Source organism: Candidatus Nanosynbacter lyticus, from assembly GCF_000803625.1.
Taxonomy (GTDB): domain Bacteria; phylum Patescibacteriota; class Saccharimonadia; order Saccharimonadales; family Saccharimonadaceae; genus Nanosynbacter; species Nanosynbacter lyticus.
This window is the reverse complement of record NZ_CP007496.1, coordinates 523,642-549,485: the sequence shown is the minus strand read 5'-3', so window position 1 is coordinate 549,485 and position 25,844 is coordinate 523,642. Positions and strand designations below refer to the sequence as shown.

The 25,844-nt window shown below is 44.8% G+C and carries 24 protein-coding genes; 22 read left to right on the top strand and 2 right to left on the bottom strand.

Going from position 1 to position 25,844, the window contains the following annotated elements:
* Positions 1-54: 54 nt before the first annotated feature.
* From pyk to TM7x_RS02825, 9 genes are read left to right on the top strand one after another with little or no spacing between them, the layout of a single operon-like run.
* Complete coding sequence (gene pyk / locus TM7x_RS02865) at positions 55-1,476, top strand: pyruvate kinase (RefSeq protein WP_039328201.1); 1,422 nt, start codon at positions 55-57, stop codon at positions 1,474-1,476.
* Positions 1,477-1,487: 11 nt separating this feature from the next.
* The gene (locus TM7x_RS02860) at positions 1,488-2,726 is read left to right on the top strand and encodes a phosphoglycerate kinase (protein WP_039327695.1); all 1,239 of its coding nucleotides are present in this window, start codon (positions 1,488-1,490) and stop codon (positions 2,724-2,726) included.
* 24 nt (positions 2,727-2,750) lie between these two features.
* Positions 2,751-3,509 carry a triose-phosphate isomerase gene (gene tpiA, locus TM7x_RS02855; protein WP_039327693.1) on the top strand — a complete coding sequence of 253 codons (759 nt, stop codon included), beginning with the start codon at positions 2,751-2,753 and terminating at the stop codon, positions 3,507-3,509.
* 13 nt (positions 3,510-3,522) lie between these two features.
* Positions 3,523-4,806 carry a hypothetical protein gene (locus TM7x_RS02850; protein ID WP_039327691.1) on the top strand — a complete coding sequence of 428 codons (1,284 nt, stop codon included), beginning with the start codon at positions 3,523-3,525 and terminating at the stop codon, positions 4,804-4,806.
* 4 nt (positions 4,807-4,810) lie between these two features.
* The gene (locus TM7x_RS02845; protein WP_039327690.1) at positions 4,811-6,913 is read left to right on the top strand and encodes an ATP-dependent helicase; all 2,103 of its coding nucleotides are present in this window, start codon (positions 4,811-4,813) and stop codon (positions 6,911-6,913) included.
* Between the two features lie 34 nt (positions 6,914-6,947).
* A complete protein-coding gene (locus TM7x_RS02840) occupies positions 6,948-8,114 on the top strand; it encodes a resuscitation-promoting factor (RefSeq protein WP_039327687.1) in 1,167 nt (388 codons plus the stop codon).
* 56 nt (positions 8,115-8,170) lie between these two features.
* Positions 8,171-9,187, top strand: coding sequence for a resuscitation-promoting factor (locus tag TM7x_RS02835; RefSeq protein WP_039327685.1), 1,017 nt, complete (start codon positions 8,171-8,173; stop codon positions 9,185-9,187).
* Entirely contained in the window at positions 9,188-9,967 is a 780-nt protein-coding gene (rsmA, locus tag TM7x_RS02830; protein WP_039327684.1) for a 16S rRNA (adenine(1518)-N(6)/adenine(1519)-N(6))-dimethyltransferase RsmA, read from the top strand.
* Positions 9,952-10,704, top strand: coding sequence for a purine nucleoside phosphorylase YfiH/LACC1 family protein (locus TM7x_RS02825; RefSeq protein WP_082001349.1), 753 nt, complete (start codon positions 9,952-9,954; stop codon positions 10,702-10,704). The genes rsmA and TM7x_RS02825 overlap by 16 nt, the downstream gene beginning before the upstream one ends.
* A gap of 73 nt (positions 10,705-10,777) precedes the next feature.
* On the opposite strand, the gene TM7x_RS03865 is transcribed toward TM7x_RS02825, so the two are convergent.
* On the bottom strand, positions 10,778-12,226 hold the full coding sequence (locus tag TM7x_RS03865; RefSeq protein ID WP_052198849.1) for a hypothetical protein: 1,449 nt from the start codon (positions 12,224-12,226) through the stop codon (positions 10,778-10,780).
* 98 nt (positions 12,227-12,324) lie between these two features.
* On the opposite strand from TM7x_RS03865, the gene metG reads away from it, so the two are divergent.
* The 9 genes from metG to TM7x_RS02775 all read left to right on the top strand — a co-directional run bounded on the left by metG (position 12,325) and on the right by TM7x_RS02775 (position 20,573).
* The gene (gene metG, locus TM7x_RS02815; RefSeq protein ID WP_039327682.1) at positions 12,325-13,836 is read left to right on the top strand and encodes a methionine--tRNA ligase; all 1,512 of its coding nucleotides are present in this window, start codon (positions 12,325-12,327) and stop codon (positions 13,834-13,836) included.
* 2 nt (positions 13,837-13,838) lie between these two features.
* Positions 13,839-14,657: a TatD family hydrolase gene (locus TM7x_RS02810; RefSeq protein ID WP_052198848.1), complete on the top strand. Its 819-nt coding sequence runs from the start codon at positions 13,839-13,841 to the stop codon at positions 14,655-14,657.
* Positions 14,658-14,668: 11 nt separating this feature from the next.
* Positions 14,669-14,965: a hypothetical protein gene (locus TM7x_RS02805; RefSeq protein WP_138074091.1), complete on the top strand. Its 297-nt coding sequence runs from the start codon at positions 14,669-14,671 to the stop codon at positions 14,963-14,965.
* Positions 14,966-15,403, top strand: coding sequence for a hypothetical protein (locus TM7x_RS02800; RefSeq protein WP_039327680.1), 438 nt, complete (start codon positions 14,966-14,968; stop codon positions 15,401-15,403).
* Between the two features lie 12 nt (positions 15,404-15,415).
* Positions 15,416-16,573, top strand: coding sequence for a cysteine desulfurase family protein (locus TM7x_RS02795; protein ID WP_052198847.1), 1,158 nt, complete (start codon positions 15,416-15,418; stop codon positions 16,571-16,573).
* Entirely contained in the window at positions 16,570-17,166 is a 597-nt protein-coding gene (locus tag TM7x_RS02790) for a YdcF family protein (RefSeq protein ID WP_039327679.1), read from the top strand. The genes TM7x_RS02795 and TM7x_RS02790 overlap by 4 nt, the downstream gene beginning before the upstream one ends.
* Positions 17,163-18,197, top strand: a complete 1,035-nt coding sequence (gene mnmA, locus TM7x_RS02785; protein WP_138074090.1) for a tRNA 2-thiouridine(34) synthase MnmA — start codon at positions 17,163-17,165, stop codon at positions 18,195-18,197. The genes TM7x_RS02790 and mnmA overlap by 4 nt, the downstream gene beginning before the upstream one ends.
* 76 nt (positions 18,198-18,273) lie before the next feature.
* Positions 18,274-18,624 (top strand): 30S ribosomal protein S16, encoded by a 351-nt coding sequence (gene rpsP, locus TM7x_RS02780; protein ID WP_052198846.1) that lies wholly within the window; start codon positions 18,274-18,276, stop codon positions 18,622-18,624.
* A gap of 65 nt (positions 18,625-18,689) precedes the next feature.
* Positions 18,690-20,573 carry an alanine--tRNA ligase gene (locus TM7x_RS02775; RefSeq protein ID WP_039327678.1) on the top strand — a complete coding sequence of 628 codons (1,884 nt, stop codon included), beginning with the start codon at positions 18,690-18,692 and terminating at the stop codon, positions 20,571-20,573.
* Here the strand turns inward: TM7x_RS02775 and TM7x_RS02770 are convergent.
* Positions 20,554-21,393, bottom strand: coding sequence for a hypothetical protein (locus tag TM7x_RS02770; RefSeq protein WP_039327677.1), 840 nt, complete (start codon positions 21,391-21,393; stop codon positions 20,554-20,556). The genes TM7x_RS02775 and TM7x_RS02770 overlap by 20 nt on opposite strands.
* A gap of 77 nt (positions 21,394-21,470) precedes the next feature.
* Here TM7x_RS02770 and TM7x_RS02765 point away from each other — a divergent pair, with 77 nt between their 5' ends.
* From TM7x_RS02765 to mltG, 4 genes are read left to right on the top strand one after another with little or no spacing between them, the layout of a single operon-like run.
* A complete protein-coding gene (locus tag TM7x_RS02765) occupies positions 21,471-22,733 on the top strand; it encodes a cell division FtsA domain-containing protein (protein ID WP_039327676.1) in 1,263 nt (420 codons plus the stop codon).
* 1 nt (position 22,734) lies between these two features.
* Positions 22,735-24,360 carry a baseplate J/gp47 family protein gene (locus TM7x_RS02760; protein WP_039327675.1) on the top strand — a complete coding sequence of 542 codons (1,626 nt, stop codon included), beginning with the start codon at positions 22,735-22,737 and terminating at the stop codon, positions 24,358-24,360.
* The gene (gene ruvX / locus TM7x_RS02755; protein ID WP_039327674.1) at positions 24,350-24,763 is read left to right on the top strand and encodes a Holliday junction resolvase RuvX; all 414 of its coding nucleotides are present in this window, start codon (positions 24,350-24,352) and stop codon (positions 24,761-24,763) included. Before TM7x_RS02760 ends, ruvX begins: the two co-directional genes overlap by 11 nt.
* On the top strand, positions 24,750-25,826 hold the full coding sequence (gene mltG / locus TM7x_RS02750) for an endolytic transglycosylase MltG (protein ID WP_039327673.1): 1,077 nt from the start codon (positions 24,750-24,752) through the stop codon (positions 25,824-25,826). The genes ruvX and mltG overlap by 14 nt, the downstream gene beginning before the upstream one ends.
* The last annotated feature ends 18 nt before the right edge of the window (positions 25,827-25,844 follow it).

Here is a 25,844-nt window from a genome sequence, read left to right as displayed (position 1 = left end):
CATGAGTGTGCCAAGCATTTCACATCACCGCTATTTCGTGATATAATTTTAAAAATGAGCGAGAATATATTTAAACGAACAAAAATATTAGCAACAATTGGTCCGGCAACGTTTAGCCAAGAAAAGGTCTATCAGCTGCTTGACGCCGGCGTTAACGGTATTCGCATGAATTTTAGCCACGGCGCTAATGAGGAGCGAATTGAGCAAATCAACTGGGTGCGTACTGCCAGTGAGCAGCTCGGTAAGCCAGTAGCGATTCTGCAAGATTTGCAAGGTCCGAAAATCCGCTTAGGTGTCTTAAAGGATAATATGTTGAACGTTAAGGCTGGCGATATGCTATTTTTGGATTCGGAAATTACCGAGCACGACGGCAGCTTTAATCTGCCGGTGCAGTACAATTTGGCAGAAAAGATGAAAGTCGATGAACCGCTCTATATGTTTGACGGTAAAATTAAGACGATTGTGCGGGAAATTGTTAGTCCAACTGCAATCCGTGTTGAGGTTCAGAATGATGGCTTTTTGATGAGCCGTAAGGGACTTAACTTGCCGGATACGGATTTTGGCGGTGATATTTTAACCCCGAAAGATATTGCCGATTTGGAATGGGCCGCAGGTCAGGACTTTGACTATGTGGCGCTGAGCTTCGTGCAGAAAGCCGATGATATTATCGATTTGCGCCGTCGGTTGGTAGAGCTAGGTTCAACTGCTGATATTATTGCTAAGATTGAAACCAAGTCCGCTGTTGAACCAGAGAACTTGGAGGAAATTGTTAAGGCTAGTGACGGCGTGATGGTGGCTCGCGGTGACTTGGCGGTGGAGGCTGGTGCGGAAATTGTGCCAGTTATGCAGCGTCGGATTATCGCTCTGTGTCGTAAATATTGTAAGTTGGTTATTGTTGCCACGCAAATGATGGGTAGCATGGTTGATAATCCAGAGCCAAGCCGCGCCGAAGTAAGCGACGTGGCGAATGCTGTTATTCAGGGCGCAGACGTAGTTATGTTGTCTGATGAAACTGCCAATGGTAAATATCCTATTGAAACCGTCCAAGCAATGCGAAAGACGATTATTTACACCCAAGAACATAGCGAAGTGATGCTGGTAGAAAAGGCTGAAATGCGCGAGAAGACTGACGCGATTTTAAGCTACACAGCAGCACAATTAGCAAGAAGAATTAAAGCACGAGCTATTATCGCAGAAACCAACACTGGGGCAACTGCCGCAAATGTTGGTGCATATCGTCCTAATTTGCCAATTGTTTGTGTGACTGAAAATGTTAAAACTGCACAAAAGTTAGCGTTAAGTTACGCCTCTCGTCCTTATGTTCGACCAAATAATACGGACGCAGCCATTAAATTGGCTGAAGAGCTGAAGCAGGAAGGCTATTTTGGTAAAGACCCAGTAACGGTTGTGCTGGTGAGCGGACACCATCCAGAGCCAGGTCGAACTGACAATATCCAAGTTAAAACATTGTCATAAGGAAAAACTGGGTGGGCAGAAAATTTCCAAAGCAAACGATTCGCGATGTTGATTTACGCGGCAAGACTATTCTTCTGCGATCTGATTATAACGTTCCGCTAACAAAGCGCGGTCAAATTTCTGACGACCTAAGAATTCGTGCTTCGCTGCCCACCTTGCGCTATCTTCTGGAGCAGAATTGTAAGGTTATTGTCATGTCGCATTTGGGGCGACCAAAGGGTAGGGATCCTAAACTTAGTTTGAAGGTTGTAGCGGATCATCTGTCTAAATTGCTGGGTCGTCCGGTGAGGCTGCTGGGCGATTGTGTAGGCGAATCAGTTCGCCAGACTGTTCGCCGTGCGCCACTGGGAAGTGTCATTATGCTGGAAAATCTGCGTTTTTATGACGAAGAAGAGGCGGATGATTTGGTGTTTGCTAAGTCGATTCAGCGAGCGGTTCGGGCGGATTACTTTGTGCAGGATGGATTTGCGGTGGCGCATCGAGCGCACGCTAGCACGCATGCCATTTCTCTTTGCGTGCCAGGGTTAGCAGGTTTATTGCTCGAGAAAGAATACATAACGATAACTAAAGCGATGAGTAGTCCTAAGCATCCGCTGGTGGCAATTATCGGCGGTGCAAAAGTAAGCGACAAAATTTCTCTGATAAAGCGCTTGATAAAAAAAGCTGACCGAATTTTAATAGGCGGCGCAATGTCAAATACGTTTCTTCATTGTCGTGGTGTAAATATTGGCAAGAGTGTTTTTGAGCCGGGGATGGAGAAGGTTGTGTCAGAAATCTATGACCTGGCAGCCGCTAAAGTTGGCCCCGAGAATGTCGATAAGTTTTTGGTTTTACCAGTGGATGTGGCGGTGGCGAAAGAGATTTCTAAAGATTGTCACAGACGAGAAGTTAGCGTTGATCACATAAAAGGTGATGATATGGCACTTGATATTGGCAGTCAGACGATTGAGACTTTTACAAAAATATTAGCGGACGCCAAAACTGTTATTTGGAATGGGCCGCTGGGATATGCAGAAATTGATAATTTTGCGATTGGTTCAGCACGAGCTGCCCTAGCGATTGCCCAGAATAATGAGGCGACTTCAATTGTTGGCGGCGGGGATACGGCGGATTTTATATTGAAGTGGGATGGTCATGATGGGGCTAGCTTCACGCACGTTTCCACTGGTGGCGGTGCTAGTATGGCCTTGATGGCTGGTAAAAAATTGCCCGGAATTGAAAGTTTACTAGACTCATACGGCATGAGGTGATAAACTAAGCATAAGGATTATCTCATGAGAAAAAAGTTAATTATCGGTAACTGGAAAATGAACTTCAATATGCATGAGGCAAGCTTATATTTGCATAAGCTAATGAATATGCTGCCGTCTCATCGGGATGTTGAAGTGGTATTGGCGCCTACGATTTTGACGCTGCAGAGTTTAAGTTTGCAGATCAATCGGCGGATTGCTAAATTGGCAGCCCAAAACTGCTATTGGCGAGACTCTGGGGCTTACACTGGCGAGACTCCGGTGGCGCATCTTCGGGGAATTGCTGATTATGTTCTAATTGGACATTCAGAAAGACGATATATTTTTATTGAGAGCGAGAAGGATATCCGGTTGAAAGTTCAGGCGGCGATTCGTAATCGGATACGTCCAGTCCTGTGTATTGGCGAGACTATTCAAGAGCGAACGCTTGGCGAAACAAAAGATGTTTTAGCGGATCAGCTGACTAGTGGATTGGCAAATGTCACGGCGGAAGAGCTTGGCGAAGTGGTTGTGGCTTATGAGCCGGTTTGGGCAATTGGTACTGGTGATAATGCTAAGGCTATTGATGTAAAAAAAGCCACACAAATGATTCGGCGGCACATTTCCCATCTGTATGGCAAAAAGGCGGCAGAATCAGTGCGTATTTTGTACGGAGGCAGTATTACGCCAGCGAGCGCTGCAGACTACTTGGCGATTGACGAACTTGATGGTTTATTAGTGGGGGCGGCAAGCTTAGACGCATATCAATTTAAGGAGATAATTTCAAAGGCGCATAAAGGTTAAAAATAGGGGGCATATGACAGATATTGATTTTGACGAGTTGGATAGAGCGGTTAATTCTCTAATGAGTAAGCAGCAAGAAAAGAATTCAGTGGATGCCGAAGTAAAGCATGACGTCGAAACACCTTCTGTGGAGGAGAACAAAACCATAGAAACTAGTACTGTTGGCTCAAGTTTTGCGCCGCCAGTTACGCCTTTTGCTCCTGCTTTAGACTCGCCTTCTTCTAACTCAAATTCTTTAGTGTCAAGTGCTGAGCCTAAATCGGAACAGCAGTCTCCTCAGGATAGTCTGGTTGAAAAACCTGAGATCATTTCTGCACCCGCCGCTACTGTTGCGCCTAGCAGTACACTTGATCAAACCCCAGATTCGACGCCAAAAGAAAATAAAACTTCCCCAGTAATTGCCAGGCGCCCGACGGGCCGATTCATGGATGTCGTTCGTCCGTCATCGGTTAACAATATTCAGAAGTCAGCATCGTCGGCGCCATCTCGAACTGGCGTATCAATTCAGCCTTCAGCTGATTTGGTGGATGTAGTTAATATGACAGGTAGCACTTCACCGGTTGAGGAGGAGTTGTCGGCTGTAGATAATCAGCTTGATAGTTTAGACGATGCTCCTGATTTAGAGGACATACAGAACGAGTCGGCTCTTGCGGCGATAGAAGACGCTCCTGTTGAAGAGCTATCATTGACCGATAAGATAGCGCAGTCATTATCTGAAAGCAATGATTCTGTCGCTTCTCCAATAGCCGAACCGTTAGAGTCTCCATTTATTGCCAATGTTGAAGTCGAGAAGAGGCCTCTTGGTGCTGTTGATCAAAGCTCTATAGAGTCTGAATCTGGCGTAGAGGAAGACGAGCTTGAGTCTGGGTCTGTAGGCTTGGAAGATATGAAATTGAGCCATCAGTATAATTCTGATTTATCTAATTACACTATGGATAAGGAAGCTTTAAGTGAGACTCCAGATTCAATGATGGACCTCAGTCCAGAAATTATAGCAATTGAAGAAGCGGGCATCCCTGGTGTATCAGAAATGAATGAAGTTGCTGATAGTGAATCTAATATGCAGCCTAGCTCGCCTGCCTCTCGGTCTAATGACACGCCACAGCAATATTCTTCTGAAAATGAAATGGTCGACTCTGAGCCAGCGCCTATGTTTGCTGCGGTATCTACGGAAGTAAAGCCGCCCCGCAGCGAAGAAAAGAAGAAAACTGGTCTGCTAACTCTGTTGTTAATTATTTTATTCCTAGTAGTCGGTGTTGCTGGTGGTGCTGTTTCCTACTTTTTGCTGATAAAATAGATACATGACTAATTTTACGGATGGTTTAAATGACGAGCAAGCTCGGGCGGTGACGCATGGCGACGGACCGCTATTGATTTTGGCGGGCGCTGGTTCTGGAAAAACAAAAACACTGACACATCGAATTGCTTATTTGATCGGTGAACTGAAGGTTTTTCCTAGTCGAATTTTAGCAGTAACCTTTACTAATAAAGCGGCTAAGGAAATGCGGCAGCGATTGGCACAGTTGCTGAGTGAGAACGCTGATAATCGTCAATTTATGCCGTGGATGGGGACGTTTCATAGTATTTGTGTACGGATACTAAGGATGGACGGCGCAAGTATTGGGCTGGACAGGCGGTTTTTAATCTACGATACTGACGATCAAGTAAGCCTGATGAAACAGATTATGAAAGCGCGCGGTCTGACGGATAAAGATATTAAGCCACGGGCAGTGCTGTCAGTTATCTCAAACGCTAAAAATGAAATGCGCAGCGCGGAAGATTTTTCAATGTCGGCGCGCGGTCCTCGCGAGCAGAAAATTGCTGAGTTGTTCTTCGCCTATGAAAAATCCTTGAAAGAGGTGGCGGCGCTCGACTTCGATGATCTATTGATAAAGACCGTGGAGCTATTACGATCCAAGTCGGATATTCGCCAGAAATGGCAGCGTCAGTTTGAGTACATTCTAATTGATGAGTATCAGGACACAAATGCTGTGCAGTACGCGCTAATAAAATTATTGGTTAACGAACGGCGTAATTTGTGTGTGGTTGGTGATGACGCGCAGTCGATTTATAGTTTTCGTGGCGCTGATTATACGAATATTCTTAATTTTGAGCGCGATTTTCCGGGGACAACCGTGGTTAAATTGGAGCAAAATTATCGCTCGACGGGCGCAATCTTAAATATGGCAAATTCACTAATTAGCCACAATATCCATCGGACTGACAAGAATTTGTGGACGGCAAATGGTGACGGCGTTGATCCAAAGTTATGGCAACTGTATAGCGAGTCGGAAGAAGCGATAGCTATTGCAAATGAGATTCAGGCGCAAATTGCTAATGGCCGCCAGTATGGCGATGTGGCGGTTTTGTATCGGACAAATGCCCAGAGCTATGCGATTGAGCGGGCGCTTAGGCAGAGTTATGTTCCGTATAAAATTGTTGGTGGTCTAAGGTTTTTGGATCGGGCGGTCATTAAAGATGTGCTGGCTTACCTGCGTTTACTGTATCAGCCAAGTGATCGGGTTAGTTTTTTGCGAATCGTCAATACTCCAAAGCGTGGAATCGGCGCAGTCAGTATGGCTAAGTTTTTGGAATGGAACGCGGCTTCGGGCCGAGATATAATCGGTGGTCTTTTGGCGGTTGAAGAGGCGGATAATTTGACGGCGCGAGCAAAACGACCTTTGCTAGAGTTGGGAAAAATCCTGGAGGAATTACAGCGGGAAATTGATGGTTCGCCAGCAGAGTTAATTGAAAAGATAATGAAACAAACTGGTTATGGAGATTTTATCAATGACGGCACGCCTCAGGCCGATGAACGGATGGAAAATACTGGTGTTCTCGTAGCGGAGGCGAAGGCTTATGTTGATGTGGCGACTTTCCTAGAAGAAATGGCGCTGATGTCTTCGGCGGATACTACAGCTGATCAGCAGGTGACTTTGATGACGCTACATGCTGCCAAAGGATTAGAATTTCCGGTGGTTTTCTTGGCGGGGCTGGAAGAGGGAATTTTGCCACACGCACGAGTGTTTGATAGTGGTAAGGCTGACGATATTGAGGAAGAGCGTCGGCTGTGTTATGTGGGGGTAACTAGGGCGCGAGAGGAATTGTTTGTTAGCTGTGCTAACTCCCGGACACAGTTTGGGCAGATTGGCTATAATGTGCCGTCGCGATTCTTGGATGAAATGGGGCTGTTAGCGGGTGGGGTCGATAAGCCAGCTCAACCGATGATAGAGCCTGAATTTTATGCGGAGGATATTGGATTAGAGGTGGGCGATCGTGTTCGCAGCCCAAGCTTCGGTTCAGGTGAAATTATTGATAGCGAAGGTCTTGGCGTGACGGTGAAATTTGACGACGGAAACATTAAGAAGTTGAATGTTGAATTCGCGCGCCTGGAGAAAATTTGATATAATAATATCTGCGCCGTGGCGCTTATGACGTATGAATTTAAGATTACAAGCAAGATATTATTCAACTAAAATTATGCTCACCGCTGGCGCTATATTGACGCTGGTTGGTGGTTTATTATTTGTCAATCAAGCTTTGGCTGACACGGCTAAACCAGTTGCTAAGGCTGGCGAAAGATTGGTTAATATATACGATAGAGGCGTCGAAAAGACAATTGTTACTAAAGCGCGGACAGTTCGTGAGGCTTTAAAATTGGCTAAGATTTCTATTGATGAACGGCAAGACGTCGTTGAGCCTGGCTTAGATTCGGAGATGGTGGCTGAGAAATATAACGTTAACATCTTCCGCGCTCGCCCAATAACAATTGTTGACGGTAATAAACGCTTAAAAATTACCACCGCCGAACAAACACCAGCTTTGATTGCGAAGGCGGCGGGAATTGAGGTTTTTACTGAGGATAAAACCACAATGGGTAAAGGTGATAACGTAGTGGTTGATGGCGCAGACACAGTCATGAAAGTAGAGCGGGCGTCTGTGGTGAATTTTGTTTTATATGGTAAGGAGTCTGTGGTTCGTACTCACGCAAAAACAGTCGATGAGTTATTGAATGATAAAAATATTACCTTACAGAAAGATGATACGCTATCTGTTGATCAGTCGGCAAGAATCGTGCCCGGAATGAAAATTGAATTGTGGCGCAATGGTAAGCAAACCGTGACCGTGGAGGAAGATGTGAAATTCCAGACTGAAAAAGTTCAGGATGCTAACCGAGATTTGGGCTATCGGGAAGTAAAACAGGCTGGTGAAAATGGCAAGAAAAATGTCACTTATGAAATTGAGATGAAAAATGGAGTAGAGGTCAGCCGTAAGGAGATCGCTAGCGTTATAACGAAGGAGTCTAAAAAACAGATTGAGATCGTAGGCGCCAAAAGCTCGAACACATTTTCTGGCAGTTTTTCTGAAGCGTTATCTCGACTAAGGAGTTGTGAGGGCAGTTATACTTCAAATACTGGAAATGGCTATTACGGTGCTTATCAGTTTAATAGAGGCACGTGGGCGTCGGTTGCCGACCCGAGCAAGTACGGTAATGCCACGCCGGCTGAACAAGATGAAGCCGCTTGGAAATTATACCAAAGGCGTGGTTGGAGCCCGTGGCCTACTTGCAAGATAAAGATGGGTTTGCAGGACATCTATAGATAATAATCTCGTAATTTGGTATAATCCCCTTAATGCACTCTGTGAGATGCTGATTGATTATGCGAGCAAAAGGTTTATTTTTTGGAAAAATTATTGGCTTTGCTATGTTGATTATGCTTGCAATGCCAATGTTGTCGTTTGCCGAAGGAAAAAGTCCTAGTAGACATTTGGTTCGTGTATATGATCGTGGCGAAGAAAAAACAATTGTGACAAATGCTTTAACGGTGCGTCAGGCTCTGCAGGCCGCTAAGATTTCTATTGATGAGAAAATGGACACCGTTGAACCAAATATTGATATGGAGCTCACAGGTTCAAAATACCAGGTTAACATCTTCCGCGCCCGCCCAATAACAATCGTTGACGGTAATAAACGCTTAAAAATTACCACTGCCGAACAAACACCAGCTTTGATTGCTAAGGCTGCAGGAATGACGCTTTATCGTGAAGATAAGACGCAGTTTACAAATTCTGAAAATCTTTTGGTGAATGGTGCGGGGTTGGTGATGAAGATTGAGCGAGCTAAACAGCGAACGGTGACGGAAGAAGCTGATATTGATTTTCAGATTGAACAGATAAAGGACGATTCTCAACCAATTGGCTTTAAGAGTGTGAGGCAGTTGGGTGAGAAGGGTGTGCGAAAGATAACGTATCAAGTTGAAGTTGATGGTGAGCGTGAGGTAGGACGTAGGGAAATGTCTAGTGAGATTATGCGGCAGCCAAAAAAGCAAGTTGAAATAATTGGCACCAAGCCTAAAAACCCACTGACTAAAAGCAAGGGCGCGCAGATATTTACCGATTCTAAAGGCGTGGCCCATCGTGAGACTTATTACGATTTGCCGATGAATGTGGTGATTAATGCTTGCGGCGGCGGTGGCTACACGGTGCGAGCAGACGGCGCTAAAGTAGACAAGGACGGCTATATTTTAGTGGCGGCAAATTATGGTAATTATCCGCGCTGTTCGGTGGTGGAAACCAGTATGGGTCCTGGCAAGGTGTATGATACCGGCGGCTTTGCCGTGCGTCATCCGCATGGTTTTGATTTGGCGACTGACTGGACGAATGGAGATGGTCGCTAGATGGCGGGTCCAAAGAAAGAGTTGGGGCAGCATTGGTTGCGCGACCCAGAAATATTGGCGGAAATTGCCGAGGCAGCGGAACTGAGTAACGATGATGTGGTTTTGGAAATTGGGCCAGGACTTGGCACGTTGACTAGTCGGTTGTTGTCACGAGCTGGGCGCGTGGTGGCGGTAGAATTTGACGCGGATTTGGCGCGCAAGTTGCCAGGACAATTTCCCGGCAAAAACCTGGAAGTGATCAATGAAGATATTTTACAGTTTGATCTGAATCAACTGCCGAAGGACTATAAAGTAGTCGCCAACGTGCCATACTACATCACCAGTAAAATTGTTGAAAAGTTGATGACGGCGGAAAATAAACCGAGCTTGGCGGTGCTGTTGGTGCAAAAAGAAGTCGCCCAGCGTATCGCGGCGGAGCCTGGTGAGATGAGTATTTTAGCGGTTAGCGCGCAGCTGTTTGCCGAGGCAGAACTCGATATTGAGGTGCCGCGGCAATTTTTCACGCCACCGCCAAAAGTTGATTCGCAAGTAGTGGTATTGAGGACTCGTGATGAACCGCTCGTTGCCGCTGAAGACCAAAAAGACTTTTTCCGCATTGTCAAAGCTGGTTTTTCTACTAAGCGTAAGAAACTGCGCTCCAGTTTGAGCGGTGGACTGGGTGTTAGTAAAGATAGCGCCGAACAGTTGCTGAAAAAGGCTAACATTTCGCCTGATGTCCGTGCTGAGGATTTGGCGATTAACGATTGGCAGCGACTACTGAGTGAATGGCGGGCGCGATGATTGCGGCAGATCAGCCCGTCTGCTTTCCGTCCGATCTGCTAGTTGCGGTTTCGTCGAAAGACGACGGCACTATGCTCAATCGTATTCGCGGTCGCCACGTAGCTGAGGTATTGGAGAATCGGCGGCGGTTTTGCGATCAAACTGGTGTTAAGTATGACGACGTTGTTTATCACGTGATTTCATACGACCAAGGACAAACGTTTGATACTATTGCCGAAGTTACTGAAGCTGACACGACCCGACATAACAACGAAGGTATTTTTGCTGACGCACTATATACCGAAATGGCTGGTGTGGGATTGTTCCTGCCAGTGGCGGACTGTATCGCCACCGTTATATATGATCCAAAACGCCGGGCACTTATGCTGGCGCATTTAGGTCGGCATTCGACGGTTGTGCAGTTAATGTCTCGGGCAGTTCAGCATTTTGTCGAGCGCGGTAGCCGGGCAAAAGATTTACAAATTTGGATGTCGCCAAGCATCACACAGAAAAATTATTGTATGGATTATTTTAATTACGCAGACGACATCAATTGGCAAAATTTCTGCCATCAAACGGCTGACGGAATTTATCTGGACATGCAAGGATTCAATCGTTCGCTGGCTATCCGGGCGGGCGTTCCTGATGATAACATTTTCATTTCGCCAATTGATACGGCGGACAATCCAAATTATTTTTCGCACTCATCGGGCGATATTGGCGGTAGGTTTGTTGTCGTTGCGTGTATGCGATATTGACCGTCGACAGTTGTTTGTAATAAAAAGCAACTCAGTATTTTAAGGCTGAGTTGCTTTTGTGATTAAAGGTTAATTAATCGGTTAGGTTTTCGTGCTTTAAATCCTTAACGGCGTTGGTGGCTTCTTCCTTGGTGAACTTCCACTGGTCGATAAGAGTTTTTTCCAAATTACTTCTGCTATATTTTGCGTTTTTCAGGATATCTATAGCTCGTAGTCGTGCTCGCTCAGTGTAATTGATATTGTATTCTTTTAATACTTCTCGGGTCTCAGACTCTTCGAACAGATTGTACCTTACTACATGGTCTACTATGGATTCTCTTGAGGAGATATCGTTATTGGTTATGAAATTAATTTCAATAAGGTTGCGCAGATTGATTTTAAAGTCATAGTTCAGGCGATTAACTCCTTCTTCTGCCTCTTCTTTAGTAAATTGATAATTGTAAGTCTTGTCTGTTAAATATTTTATGATGTACGATCTTGAATCTATGGATTTCTTGTTGAGGTGTAAGGTTCTATTGGCTACGTGCTGAGCATTTTTTACAAAATCTATCTTTACAGACTTAAATGCATTGTCAATCTCCTCTTTAGTAAACCCTCTAGTAGCGAGGAATTTTTCATAGTTATTTTTTGATGAGATACTGTAGGCGTGCTCTATATTCTTTAGAGTCTTTATAGCCTGATCTTTAAAGAATTTAGTAAAGTCGATTTCGTTACTTAGCGCCGCAAAAGCCTTATTAACCTCTTCTTCTGAGAACATATAGTAACTGTGGGTATTTTCGCTAACGTCATGGGAAGTGAGGCTGCGTGTTATTGAATATTTCGAGTGTCGAAATACCAATAGCGCGGGATTGTTAGGGCTATTCTGGTCGTCTACGATCTTTTTTATTGCCCTTTTTGCGTTATCTACAGCGTTGTATTCTGGGTAAATTGTCTCGAGTAGCTGAAGTGCTGTATTGTATTCATTTCTTTTTCCAAAGGTAAGATCTCCGGCTATGCTATATTTGGAGCGATTAATCTTATATAGGTTATTCAATGGGCTTTTAGCTTTCTCTGCTAATTCTCTTGAAAACCTTTTATCCCACTTTCCGTCGCCTCCAACTACGTAGTTGTCTGGTGTGACGGTATTCTTTAACATATCGCCATCTTTACCGACGTAGTAGTCGCCAACCCATTGATTGGATAGCATGTGACCTTTAGTGTCGAAGTAGTACCACTTGTCTCCAACCATCTTCCAGGTGTTTTCTATCATGTGACCGCTGGTATTAAAGTAGTACCAGTAGCCATTTATCCACTCCCACTTGCTATGGATGATATATCCGCCTCCGTCAAAGTAGTACCATTTACCGTTTATGTGCTTCCATTGACTTCTAGGCCAGCTACCGTCAGAATTTCTATACCACCATCCGGTTGAATTCTTCTGCCAGCTTCCTCCGTTGGCGCTTGCTGTTGCTGGTGTGTAGGCGCCAACTATAGCAACGCTAATAGCCGCCGCTATGATTAAGTTTTTAATAAGTTTATTCATTACTCCTCCTAAGTATTATTGCAATTACCATTATAACAAATATTGTTTAATATGGTCACCTGGTGGAGATACTCTGTTTAATTTGCTATAATTTACCTATGACTAAACAACACGCCTACATCACTACCGCTATTCCTTATGTCAACGGTTTGCCGCACATCGGGCACGCCATGGATTATATGTTGGCAGATGTATGGGCGCGATATCAGCGGCAAAATGGCCGCGAGGTGCGTTTTCAGACAGGTGTGGATGAGCATGGTAATAAAATTGCTGCCAAGGCTGCCAGTCAAAATCAAACACCACAAGCCTATGTCGATCAAATGCATGTCAATTTTCAGAATATGATCGCTGAGCTGAACATTTCGGCGACGGATTTTATCCGCACAACTGACCCACATCACGTTGGTGCGGTGCAGTATATTTGGCAGAAACTTGCTGCGGCCGGCTACATCTACAAAGGTACTTATGAGGGCTGGTATTGTCAGGGCTGCGAGGCGTTCGTCACTGACAAAGAAGCAGCTGAAAATAATGGTAGTTGTCCTGATCACCAGGCGCCATATCAGCGGCTGAGCGAGGAAAATTATTATTTTAAGACCAGTGCTTTTTCGGACAAAATTCGCCAGGCGATTGAGTCAAACAAGATGAAAATTGTACCTGAATTCCGCAAAAAAGAGTTTTTGGAATTGATGAAAGATGGCTTGAAAGACGTGTCAATTTCGCGTCCGCGAAAGAATTTGAGCTGGGGTGTGCCAGTGCCGGGCGATGATACGCAGGTGATGTATGTCTGGCTGGATGCACTGAGTAATTACATTACGGTCATTGGCTACCCTGACCGGCCAGAGGAGTGGCAGAGTTTTTGGCCAGCAAATGTGCAGGTGATCGGCAAGGACATTCTTCGTTTCCATGCTGGGATTTGGCCGGCGATGTTGATAGCACTGGATTTGCCGCTACCGAAAGTGTTGTTGGTACATGGATTTATCAACGTTGGTGGCGCCAAAATGAGTAAGAGCCTCGGTAATGGTGTCGGACCAGCTGATATCATCCCGCACTACGGTGTCGAGGCCTTCCGCTATTATTTCCTGCGCCACGTGCCAACTCAGGATGATGGCGACTTTACATGGGAGAAATTTGAGGCAGCGTATAACGGCGAGCTGGGTAATGACCTGGGTAATTTGGTGCAGCGCGTGGCCAAGATGGTGCAGTCGTACCAAGCCGGCGTCATCGGCGATGCGCCGCAAGCCGAACATGACATGGGTCCGTACCGCCAGGCGATGGAGGGTTTTATGTTTGATCAGGCTATGGATGAGATTTGGCGAATTATTCGCACATTGAACCAATATATTGAGCGTGTCCAGCCATGGCAAGTCGCAAAAAATCGTGACAAAGATCCAGAGGCAGAGGCGCATCTGGGCGAGATTTTAGCGCATGCTTGCGGTGCATTATTGCAAGTTTCTGATATGCTACGACCATTTATGCCGCAGACTGCTGAGAAAATTCATGAGATGTTTGCTAGTGGTGTCGTGCCGTCGGAATTGACGCCATTATTCCCGCGCAAATATCTTCATACGCCCGATCCGCGCGCACCAAAAGTAGAAGTCCAAGGAAAATAACCATGAATTCAGTAGCGGAGCATCACGCGGTGACAGATTTACGTTTGATTGATTCGCATTGTCACTTGCACGACACTGAATTTTTTGCGGACAATCGTGAGGAATTTTATAGTCAGTCAATCACCGCGGGCATCGGTATGATTTGTGTTGGTACTGACGAGCGTAGTAGCCAACAGGCGGTGGAATTTGCCGCTAACCACGATTATGTGTGGGCAGCAGTCGGCGTTCATCCGCATGACAGCAAGGACGGTTGGGGTGAGATAGAGCGGCTGGTAAAAGAAAAGGCAGAGGATTCACCAATTGTAGCGATTGGCGAAATTGGGCTTGATTATTATTACAATCACAGTCCGCGCGAGGTGCAAATTCAGGCGCTGGAGGCGCAGCTGCAGCTGGCGGTGGATTATGATTTGCCGGTAAGCTTTCACATTCGTGATGGTGCGCCTGATCAGCCGTCGGTGTGGGATGATTTTTGGCCGATTTTTGATAATTTTCATGGGCTGCGCGGCGTACTACATAGTTTTACTGATACACGCGCCAATCTGGAGAAGGGTTTTTCGCGGAATTTGTACGTAGGACTTAACGGAATTAGCACGTTTACGAAGGTGCAGGCGCAGCAGGAATTATTTGCCACAATTCCCCTAGATCGGCTATTGGTGGAAACTGACGCTCCATTCTTGACGCCAAAGCCATTTCGTGGTAAGATAAATAAGCCAGAATACGTGGAGTTGGTGGCAAAATATTGGGCGGAGAAGCGAAATATTGATTTCAATGTCCTAAGTGAAGTCACTGTCCGTAATACAAAACAGCTTTTTGGCATTTGAAAGTGGAGAAAATGAATATTACGCTGGAACGTGTTAAATGTGTTACAAAAACATCTGAAGTTGGAGCTCGCGAAGCAGTTAACGCTGTTTTTCCTGATTGTGCAAAAAATAAGATTAACACTGATTCTAATTTGAAATTTGGTAAGGTTGCGATGAATCAAGGACCTATTGAAAATAATGTCAATAAATCTTTTGCTGATTATAGAAATAAGCTTAATAAGCCCGACGCTGATCCTACTAAAATTCCATTGAAAATTGGTAATTTGTTGGCGGAGCTTCGAAAAGCTAAAACTAACGAGGTGTTATAAATGCCTCGTTTATTAAAAAAAGTACGAGGTTTGGTTTTTGCTGACGATAGCGACGCAGCATCATTATTAAAGTTTCGTAAAAAAGATCGGCCCTTAAAGAAATTCACTGAGCGTGAATTAATTCAGCTGGAAAGTGAAATTGGCGCGACGATTTTTGGTGAGAAGCCAGCGCATGTGACGCGTCGTGAGTTCTTTAACTTGGACAAAGATACCTGGATCTGGTATGAGGAAGTATCTGATGGTAAAGGCGGTCGGCAAGAGTTGACAACGCGTTATGAAATTCAGGCAAAAGGAATTTTGAAAATTCAGCCAAATTATCAATACACTTACCTAGAGGGCGCTGAACTTCAGAACTTTATCTTAGCGACTAAGGAATATTACGAGCGAGTTTCTCGGCAGCTCTATAAGAAAGACCCGCAAACCGGTCAGCCGCTCTGATATAATAAAAAAGTGAATAGAGATTATATTTATCTTGATCATGCCGCTGCTACGCCGATGGATCCGTTGGTGATTGAGGCTATGTTGCCATATTTTTCTGAGAAGTTTTTCAATCCGTCTAGTCCTTATGCTCCGGCGATATTCACTAAGCGTGAATACCAGCAAGCAAAATCACGATTAGCTCGCTGTCTTGGGGTGATGGCTGATGAACTGATAATGACGGCGGGCGCGACGGAGTCTATCAATTTGGCGTTTAATGCAGCTGGTGGTGTGAGCTTAATATCGGCTATTGAGCATGACGCGGTTATTAATTCCGCAAAGGCACGTTCGGAAGTTCGATTTATCCAGCCGATGAAAAATGGTCGCATTGATCCGCAGCTGGTGAAAAAAATGCTAACGCCAGATGTTAGTTTTATCAGTATTGCGCTGGTGAATCATGAGTTGGGTTATATTCAGCCAATTGAAGAAATCGCAGAAATCATAAAAACTGAGCGACTCAGGCGTCAGGATGCTGGCGAATCAACGCCATTGGTTTTTCATACCGATGCTTCACAGGCAGCAGCTTTAATTGACGTGAAGATTAAGCGCCTTGGTGTTGATCTGCTCACTCTTTCGGCCGCAAAAGTTTATGGTCCAAAGCAGGTTGGACTACTTTGGGTTCGTCCGGGCGTTATCTTATCTGCTAATATTTTAGGTGGTGGTCAGGAGTTGGGTTTGCGTAGCGGTACAGAGAATGTGGCTGGTGTAGTGGGATTCGCGACCGCTCTAGAGCTGGCGCAAAAACGACGTTCTGCGGAAATTAAGCGGTTACGAAAATTGCGAGAAGAATTGGTAAAAGATTTACGACAGGCTTTTCCAGAAATTGTCACATCTTCAGATATGAAAAAAAGTCTAGTAAGCTTTCTGAATATTTCATTTCCTGGGTTGGATGCTGAGCGGCTGATTTTCTTATTAGAGAGTCGCGGTGTGTTGGTGGCCACGGGAAGTGCTTGCGCAGCCAATTCTGGTACGCGCTCCCATGTGCTGTCGAGTATTGGCCTAAGCGAATCAGAAATTGGCGGCAGCTTAAGGCTAACTTTAGGAAAATTGAATAATGAAGATAATATTAAGTTGGCTAGCCAATTAATTATCGAGGCGGTACGTTTAGAGACTGAAAGGGTTAGTCGGTGATTCATAAGATAATCGGTTTGGTGATTTTTACGGCGATAGTTGTGTTTGGACTTAGTGTTTATTTATCGCCAAATGATTTAGAAAAGTGTGATGCTCCAGGTGATGGCGATTGCCGTATGGCCGATGCTATTATAGTGGTAAGCGGCGGTGATACAAATGCACGAACTGACGAGGCGATTAAATTATATAAGACAGACTGGGCGCCATTAATTATTGTTTCGGGTGCTGCAGCGGATAAGTCTGGTCCGTCAAATGCCAAGGCTATGTATCAGAGGGCGGTTAATAGCGGCGTCCCTAAGAGCGCTATTGTCATGGAAGAATCTTCTGAGACCACCAAACAAAATGCTACTGAGGTAAAAAAGATTATTGATTCGAGAAAAATTAAGGATGTTATTTTAGTGACGAGCGGTTATCATATGCGGCGTGCAAAACTTGAGTTTTCATCGCAATTTCAGGATGTAAAAATTCGAAGCCATCCAGTTGTTTATGATAAAAGCTGGAGTCCGTGGTGGTGGCTGACGCCATGGGGCTGGTGGCTGGCTTTAGGTGAATTAATGAGAATTGGGCTGTTTGCTCTGGGGCTGTCAAGGTGAGCAGGGTATTTGTTGGCATGTCGGGCGGCGTTGATTCGTCAGTGGCGGCAGCGCTATTGGTTGAACAAGGCCACGACGTAACTGGTGTGTATATGAAAAACTGGTCGGAAGATTTACCGGGTATGCACTGTCCGTGGGCGGAAGATGTGGCTGACGCCAAGCGCGTGGCGGTGGGGCTGGGAATTGATTTTCAGGTGTTTGATTTTCAAAAAGAGTACAAGCAAAATGTTGTTGACTATATGATCCGCGAATACCAAGCAGGTCGCACGCCAAACCCTGATGTCATGTGTAATCAAGAGGTTAAATTTAAGTTGTTTTTAGAGGCGGCGTTGGCAGCGGGTACGGAGTATATCGCGACGGGGCATTATGCCAGGACGAGCGAGGGGTGTTTGCTCCGGGCGCACGATGACAACAAAGACCAAACCTATTTCCTGTACCGGGTGACGTCCGAGGCGCTGGCAAAGACTATGTTCCCGCTGGGTGATTTTACTAAGGCTGAGGTACGCGAGATGGCTAAAGAGCGGGGCTTGTGGACGGCTAGCAAAAAGGAATCGATGGGGATTTGTTTTGTCGGGCAGGTGGGAATTCGCGAGTTTTTGTCAGAATATATTGAATCTAAGCCGGGTAATATTATTGATCAGCAAACAGGCGTGATCATTGGCAGGCACGACGGCGCAATATTTTACACATTGGGACAGCGGCATGGTTTAAATGTTGGTGGTGGTTTGCCGTATTATGTCATCGGTAAAGATATGGATAAAAACGAGGTTTATGTATCGCGCTCAATTGATAATGGTAATTTGTGGCGTAAAGAATTGACATTAACCGATATGCATTGGATTAACCGACCGCCTGAGAAAGATGAAACTGTGCAGGTTAGATTGCGTCACCGAGGAGCTCTGATTGACGCGAGAATTGACGGTGATATTGTCTATCTCTCCTCCCCTGAGCGTGCAATAGCGCCCGGGCAGTCTGCTGTAATATATGGTGGCCAGGAATGTTTGGGTGGTGGAATTGTGAAAACAGATTGACGTTATGTAAAAAATAGTGTAAACTGTTCTAAAGTAAGGAATAATAAAACGTAGAGTTAAAGGAAGAATTAATTTTATGCTAGCAATTCGTTTGCAACGTCTAGGTCGCAAAGGTTACCCAGTATATCGCTTGGCGGTACAAGAAGCGCATCGTCATCCATCAAGCGGTCGTGTAGTCGCTTACGTCGGTAGCTATAACCCACACACTAAAGAATCAAATATCCAGGCTGAACTAGCTCAGAAATATTTGGACAATGGCGCTCAGCCAACCCCACGTGTAGTTAAACTGCTTAAGGAAGCTGGTGTTAAGTTGCCAAAGTGGATTAAGGAAGTTGCAGCTGACAAACATAAGGCGATTCGCAACCCAGAAAAACTGCGTAAAAATCAGCCAAAAGAAGAAGCTCCAGCTGAAGTCGCTGCTGAATAATCATTTGAGCTATTTGAGATCGCCTCGTTTTGGGGCGATTTTATGTTATGGTATAATTAACAGATATGAAAGCTCAAGATATCCGACAAAAATACCTCGATTTTTATCAACGCAATGGACATGCTGTGATTAAGCGCGCCCCGTTAATTCTCACCAATGATCCAACTACTCTATTTACCGGTGCGGGTATGCAGCCGATGATTCCTTATCTGCTTGGTGAGCCACACTCTGAGGGGAAGCGAATTGCCGATTCGCAGTCGTGTTTACGGGCGCAGGATATTGATGACATTGGTGACAATCGTCATACGACGTTTTTTGAGATGCTCGGTAACTGGAGTTTGGGTGATTATTTCAAAAAAGAGCAGATTAATTGGATGTGGCAATTTTTGTCGGAAGAGGTTGGGCTAGATATGAACCGGGTTTATGTCACCTGTTACATCGGCGATGAACGCTATAATATCCCGAAAGACACTGAGGCGGCGGAGATTTGGGCGGAACTATACGAAAAAGCAGGCTTGAGTAGCAGTCAAGCTGATATTGGTTCGGAACAGGCCGGTTATGCGCGCGGTATTAAACCGGGCGAGCGGATTTTTTACTATGATGGCAGCAAGAACTGGTGGAGCCGCAACGGCGGGCCGGAGACTACACCAATTGGGGATCCGTGCGGGCCAGATAGCGAGATGTTTTATGAGTTCGATTTCATCGAGCATGATCCAAAATTTGGCGAACATTGCCATCCGAACTGCGACTGTGGGCGCTTTATGGAAATCGGCAATAATGTCTTTATGGCCTATAAAAAGGTGGCTGATGGTGTGTTTGAATCATTAGAAAAACCAAATATAGACCACGGTTCGGGCCTGGAGCGCATCGCGGCAGCATCTAATAACGACCCTGATGTTTTCAAGATTAGCCTATTGTGGCCAATTATTGAAAAATTGCAGGATTTGAGTGGCAAAAATTATGATTCGCATACCGAAAGCATGCGTGTGATTGCTGATCACCTCAGGGCTGCTACTTTTATGGCGGTTGATGGCTGTGTGCCGAGTAATAAGGAGCAGGGCTACGTAATGCGCCGATTGTTGCGCCGGGCGATTCGCTATAGTTTTGACCTGGGGATTGAGCAGAACTTTATGCAAGAAGTTGTGCCAGTGATTGCTAATTTATATGAAGCAGATTTTCCAGAGGTTAAGGAGAGTCGCGAGCAAATTATCGCTGTGTTGGTCAAGGAAGAAAAAGCCTTCCGTCAAACACTACGCAAAGGCCTGAGACAAATGCAGCATTATATTGATGATGGCCTGACTGGTGAGGAGCTATTTACTTTGTATGACACTTTTGGTTTTCCAGTGGAACTGAGCACTGAGGAGGCGCATAAGCAAGGCATCAAACTTTCCGATAATTGGCGTGCTGAATTTAATGCTAAGATGGCTGAGCAGCGCCAACGCTCCAAGACGGCCCGCAAGGGGCAATTTAGCGGTGGTCTCGAGGGTCACGACCCAATTCATCTTAAGTATCATACGGCAACACACTTATTGGGCGCGGCGCTTCGCAAAGTCCTCAATGCGCCGGATTTGCAGCAGCACGGTAGTAATATTACCGCTGATCGTCTGCGCTTTGATTTTAATCATGATAAATTGACTTTGGAAGAAAAACAGGCTGTTGAAGATCAGGTTAACGCTTGGATTGATGCTGATTTGCCTGTTAAGTTTGCCGTCTATCCAACTGAAGAAGCACTAAAAATGGGCGCTATTGGTGCATTTGGTGAGCGCTATGGTGAAGAAGTTAAGGTTTATTCAATTGGTGAAGATGACAATATTATTAGTTTTGAGGTTTGCGGCGGCCCGCACGTTGATCATACTGGAATTCTGAATGAAGATGGTAAGCGCTTTAAGATTACTAAAGAAGAGTCCAGCGCGGCCGGAATTCGTCGTATTAAAGCTGTTTTGCGATAGATAGTTTATCTGCCGCCATTGCTTCGACGTCTTCAATTATTTCTCTTTCAAGTTGGCATATATCTTTAGGCGTAATATTGTGCCTACGTCCACCTACTGGGTTGTAGAAATGGCATGATAACGCTCCTTTGCCTAGTGCACCTATTGTCACGTCTAATATCATACTAGTTTCAATGCCGTCGTGTTCATAAGGGGTGGATATACTATACCGCACTTTTACTGGCAATCTATTAAGTTCGACTATTTCGAGCTTGCTTTCAGTGCCACCGATTCTATACAGTCCATTATCAATTCTTACTTTTCCGTCGCCTGCAATATCATCCGTTACCTCATAAATCTCCGGGTTTTGATTATAGAATACAGAATCTGTGCGTACATTTTCTTTTGGAAATGAGGCTATGATGTCTGCTATAGATTGTACTAATTGTCCATTTGAAAATGTCTCATCGTTTGAGGCTAACCTTCTTATCGGGTCTGCATCGACGTCAAATGGGCAAATACTGCAGAACCAATTTGTAATATTTTTTCTTGATGTAATTCCGCTATCCCATTTATTGTCTGCGCCTAGTTTTGTCTCGACTATTCTGTCTTTTTGATGATACCGCAGGTAGGTCCCCAGAAGCGCTACGTCTCCTGCTAGTCTAATTTTAGCATCCAGGTGTCCCTCTCTGTACCTGCCGAAATCTAAGCCAATGACTTCTGTAGATGTCTCGCTTGGTTCGGCGTATCTTAGTAGATTTACCGCTGCACTAAATATAGCACTGCTTGTTTCGGGAGAGAGCGGCTGTTCATGAATAGTTTTTGGCAGAATATTATACATTGCTCTATTATAACATTAAAAATAAAATACGTCAATCTGTTGCCTCAAAATCACAAGCGTTATATAATAATTCGTATATGGCATTGAAAGATATGTTAAAGAAGTCTGATAAAGATAATCGCGAGCTATTGGTTAGTTTGGACATCGGTACTGAGGTGGTTAAGGCGTTAATTGCTGAAGTCAAAGACGACGAGCTGAAGATTATTGGCGTTGGTCGTAAGCAGCAGGAAATGGGCGATATGCATACTGGCGCAATTGCTGATATTGCCGGAGTGGTGGCCAACTGCGAGGACGCTTTATCTGAGGCGGAAGATCAGGCTGGAGTTCAGGGCAAGCGAGTTGTTATTGGTATTGCTGGTGAGCTAGTCAAAGGTGTAACTAATACTATCCGCTATCGTCGTCCGCAGCCAAATAAACCACTAGACGTCGCAGAAATGGAATTTATTATTGAGAAGGTGCAGGAGCGAGCTCAAGGTAAAGCTCAGGCGCAAATCGCTCTGGAGACTGGCAATGCCGATGTTGAAGTGAAGTTAGTTAATTCGGCGTTGGTGAGCATTCATATTGACGGCTATAAGGTTTCAAACCCAATTGGTTTTCAGGGTAGGGATGTGGCAGTGCAGATTTATACGGCATTTGCACCGATGGTTCATATTGGGGCTCTGGAAAAGGTGGCTGATGAACTAGCTCTGGACTTGGTGGCAGTGGCAGCTGAGCCGTTCGCGGTGAGCCGTAGCGTTCTGGGCTCAGATACCGATAGCAATTTTACAGCCATTTTGGCAGATATCGGCGGTGGTACGACTGACATCGCAGTGGTCAACGACGGCGGCGTTGAGGGAACGAAAATGTTTGGTATTGGTGGCCGGAGCTTCACGCGGACAATTGCGGCTGATTTGGACTTAAGTTTTAAGGATGCAGAAAAACTGAAGCTAAATATTGATCATGACAAGTTAAAGCCTACGGTAAAGAAAAAGGTTGACGCTGCAATTGATAAAACCCTGGAGGTCTGGCTGTCTGGTGTTGAGTTAGCTCTCGGGGATTTTGATAATGTTGATTATTTGCCAAATAGGATTTTATTATGTGGCGGCGGCTCTAGCCTAAAGAAGATTACCGAAGCTCTTAAGGAGCGACAATGGCCAGAGGACTTACCTTTTACTAAAAAGCCTGTCATCCAGTATATTAATCCAAGTGACGTAACAGGAATAGTCGATGAAACTGGCGATGCTAGCGACCATACATTTGTCACGGCTATGGGACTATTAAGGGTTGGCTATGATACAATTATCGGTAGCCAGGGCGGTAATAGTTTAGTTGAAAAAGTAAACAGGTTATTAAAGATTTAAGATGAACAAAGACGTTATTTATATCGATATAGAAGACGATATTACCACCATAATTGGTAAGATTAAAGCGTCAAAACAGCGGATAATTGCGCTGGTGCCGCCTAGGCGGACTGGTATTTTGCAGAGCGCGGTTAACATAAGATTGTTGTCACGGGCGGCAAAATCTGCCGATAAAACGATAGTAATTATTACAAATGATTCGGTTCTGGCTGGTTTGGCTGCCGCGGCAAAAATCCCCGTAGCAAAAACGCTCCAGAGTAAACCGGAAATTGCGGAAATTCCAGCCCTAAAAGTTGATGATGAAAGTGATGTTATTGATGGTGGTAAGTTGGCTGTCGGTGATATGGCTGAGGCTGCAAAAAAGTCATCAGATAATGACGCCGCAATAGACAGTACTATTGCCGCTGCAAACGAGAAGGAGTCTAAGGGCTTAACTTCTCTAAAAAACATGGTTAAAAAGCCAAAAGTCCCTAATTTTAGTGCGTTTCGTAAGAAGTTTTTGCTAATTGGTGGCGGAGTGCTTTTGTTTGGAGTGTTTTTAGTCTGGGCAATTTGGTTTGCGCCGCATGCTACGGTTATTATTTCTGCGAAAACTACCAGCATGACGGTGAGTGATACGGTTAGCTTAAGCGAAAATGCTGCTACGAACGCTAAATCCAATGTCATCAAGTCAATTAAGAAGGAAATAGCTAAGGAAGTCAGTGTTGAATTTTCTGCTACGGGCAAGAAGAACGTTGGCGAAAAGGCGACCGGAGTGGTGGTTTTTAAGAATGTTTCCCCAGATAGTGTTACTATTGCAGCTGGTACGGTTTTAAAGAATAGTGGGTTATCTTACACCTTAAATTCTTCTGTGACTGTTCCAGGCGGCTCTTATCAGCGTAATTGTCCAGGATATATTTGCCCGGGTTCTGCTTCTGGCGCAATTACCGCTAGTGAGGGCGGAGCTCAGTATAATGCTGCCACTGGCAGTATGAGTATTTCGGTTGATGATATTTCCGCGTCCTTGCGGTCTGCTACTAGCGGTGGTACTGATAAAACGGCAACGGTCGTAACGGCTAGTGACATAGAAGCGGCAAAAAACAAGCTTAGCGATAAGAAGATCGAAGGCCTGAAAGAGCAGCTGATTGCTTCATTTGGTAATTCTATGAAGACAATTACGGAAAGTTATGCTGAAAATCGCTCAGATCCTAGCTCAAGTGTAGCGGTCGACGGAGAGGCGACTGGCGCGGTGACTCTAAAATCCACAATCACTGCAAATATGCTAGCGGTTGATAAGAATGAATTGAAGAATTTTATAGAGTCGAAGCTAAAGGACGAGATTTCCGGTAAAAAAGCCCAGAGAATTTACGATAACGGTGTTGAGAAGGCGGCATTTTCTCAATTTGCTAACGCTCGAAACGCCCAAACTGTTCGCTTGACTGCCAATGGTAAAGTCGGCCCTGATATTAAAGAGGAAAGCGTCAAGGACCAGGCCAAAGGTAAGAGCTACGGTGAAGTACAGTCGGCCATTGAGTCGATTAACGGAGTTGAGGACGTTGATGTTAAGTTTTCGCCATTTTGGGTTAAATCGGTACCAAAAGACATCAATAAGATAAATGTTGAATTTAAGATAAAAGATGTCAAGTAAGAACTTTCTGGCTCTAGACGTCGGTGAGCGACGGATTGGTTTGGCGATGGCAGACTCGCAAGTGAAAATTGCAGTGCCGTTTGGTTGGCTGGAGAATAGCGAAAAAATTATCCAAGAAATAACAGAATTGGTATTGCGACATGATATTGATGTAATCGTAGTGGGATATCCGCGCAACCAGTCTGGTGAGCCAACTAAGCAGACGCAATTTGTGGAGGATTTTGTTAAGCAGTTTGCCGACATTGAGCTGGATACGGAAATTGTTTTTCAGGATGAATCGCTAACAAGCGTGCAGGCCGAACAAAGATTAGGAAATAAAATTAAGGATAAGGGTGAGATCGACGCAGAGGCTGCTAGTATAATTTTGCAGGATTTCTTGGAGGAAAAGTATGAAAATTCGTAAACGACGTGTCTGGCTATTGGTGCTATCAATTATTGTGGCAATTTTAGGCTTGAGTGCTTTGGGTGCAACTATCTGGTATAAACAAATGCTTTCGCCTTTTGATGTGTACGCCCAGCAAACTGTAAGGATTAATATTAAAGAAGGCATGGGTTCTAGTGATATTGCTAAAATTCTGGAGGACAAGAAGATTATCAAGAATTCATTAGCTTTTTCAATTTATACAAGACTCCATAATTCGGGGGGGAAATTTAAGGCCGGTGTTTATTCAGTAAAGCCATCTCAGTCTGTTAGTGAAATAGTTGGTCATTTAACAAGTGGTAAGTCCGATGAGGTTGCTATAACTTTTTATCCTGGTGCGTCTTTAGATAAAAAGATAAACAATTCTGATGGCAGAGAAGTCGAATCTGTATTATTGAAAGCCGGCTTCTCAAAAGAGCAGATAAAGAAGGCCTTTGCCGCTAAATATAGTAGCTCGGTTTTTGCTGGTAAACCAGATAATACCAGTCTTGAAGGTTATATTTATGGAGAAACGTTCTATATTTCTTTAGATGAAACTGTCGAGCAGGTCTTAAAGCGGTCGATAAATCAGTTTGAAAAAATAGTGAAAAAGTACAACCTTGAAGAGAAATTTAAGGATCGTGGACTAACGCTGTATCAGGGAATTACGCTGGCGTCAATTATTCAGCGGGAGTCGATTGGCTGTGGTTCTGGGGCTGAGACTTGCGAGGACCAGCGAAAGATTGCTAGTGTTTTTTATAATCGTCTGAAGGCGAATATGGAACTGGGCTCGGATGTCACCTATCAATATATTGCTGATAAAAATGGCTTAGAGCGTTCGCCAAGCCTAAAGTCGCCTTATAATACGCGCATCCAAAAAGGCTTGCCGCCTGGGCCTATTGCTACACCTAGCTTGAGCGCTCTAGATGCCGCAGCTAATCCAGCAAATTCTAACTACCTTTACTTCCTGAGTGGTGATGATGATGTGACGTATTTTGCGAAGACAAACGAAGAACACGAGGCTAATATTAAGGCTCATTGTCAGAAAAAATGTCAGATTTCTTGACAAAATCACATCTTATAA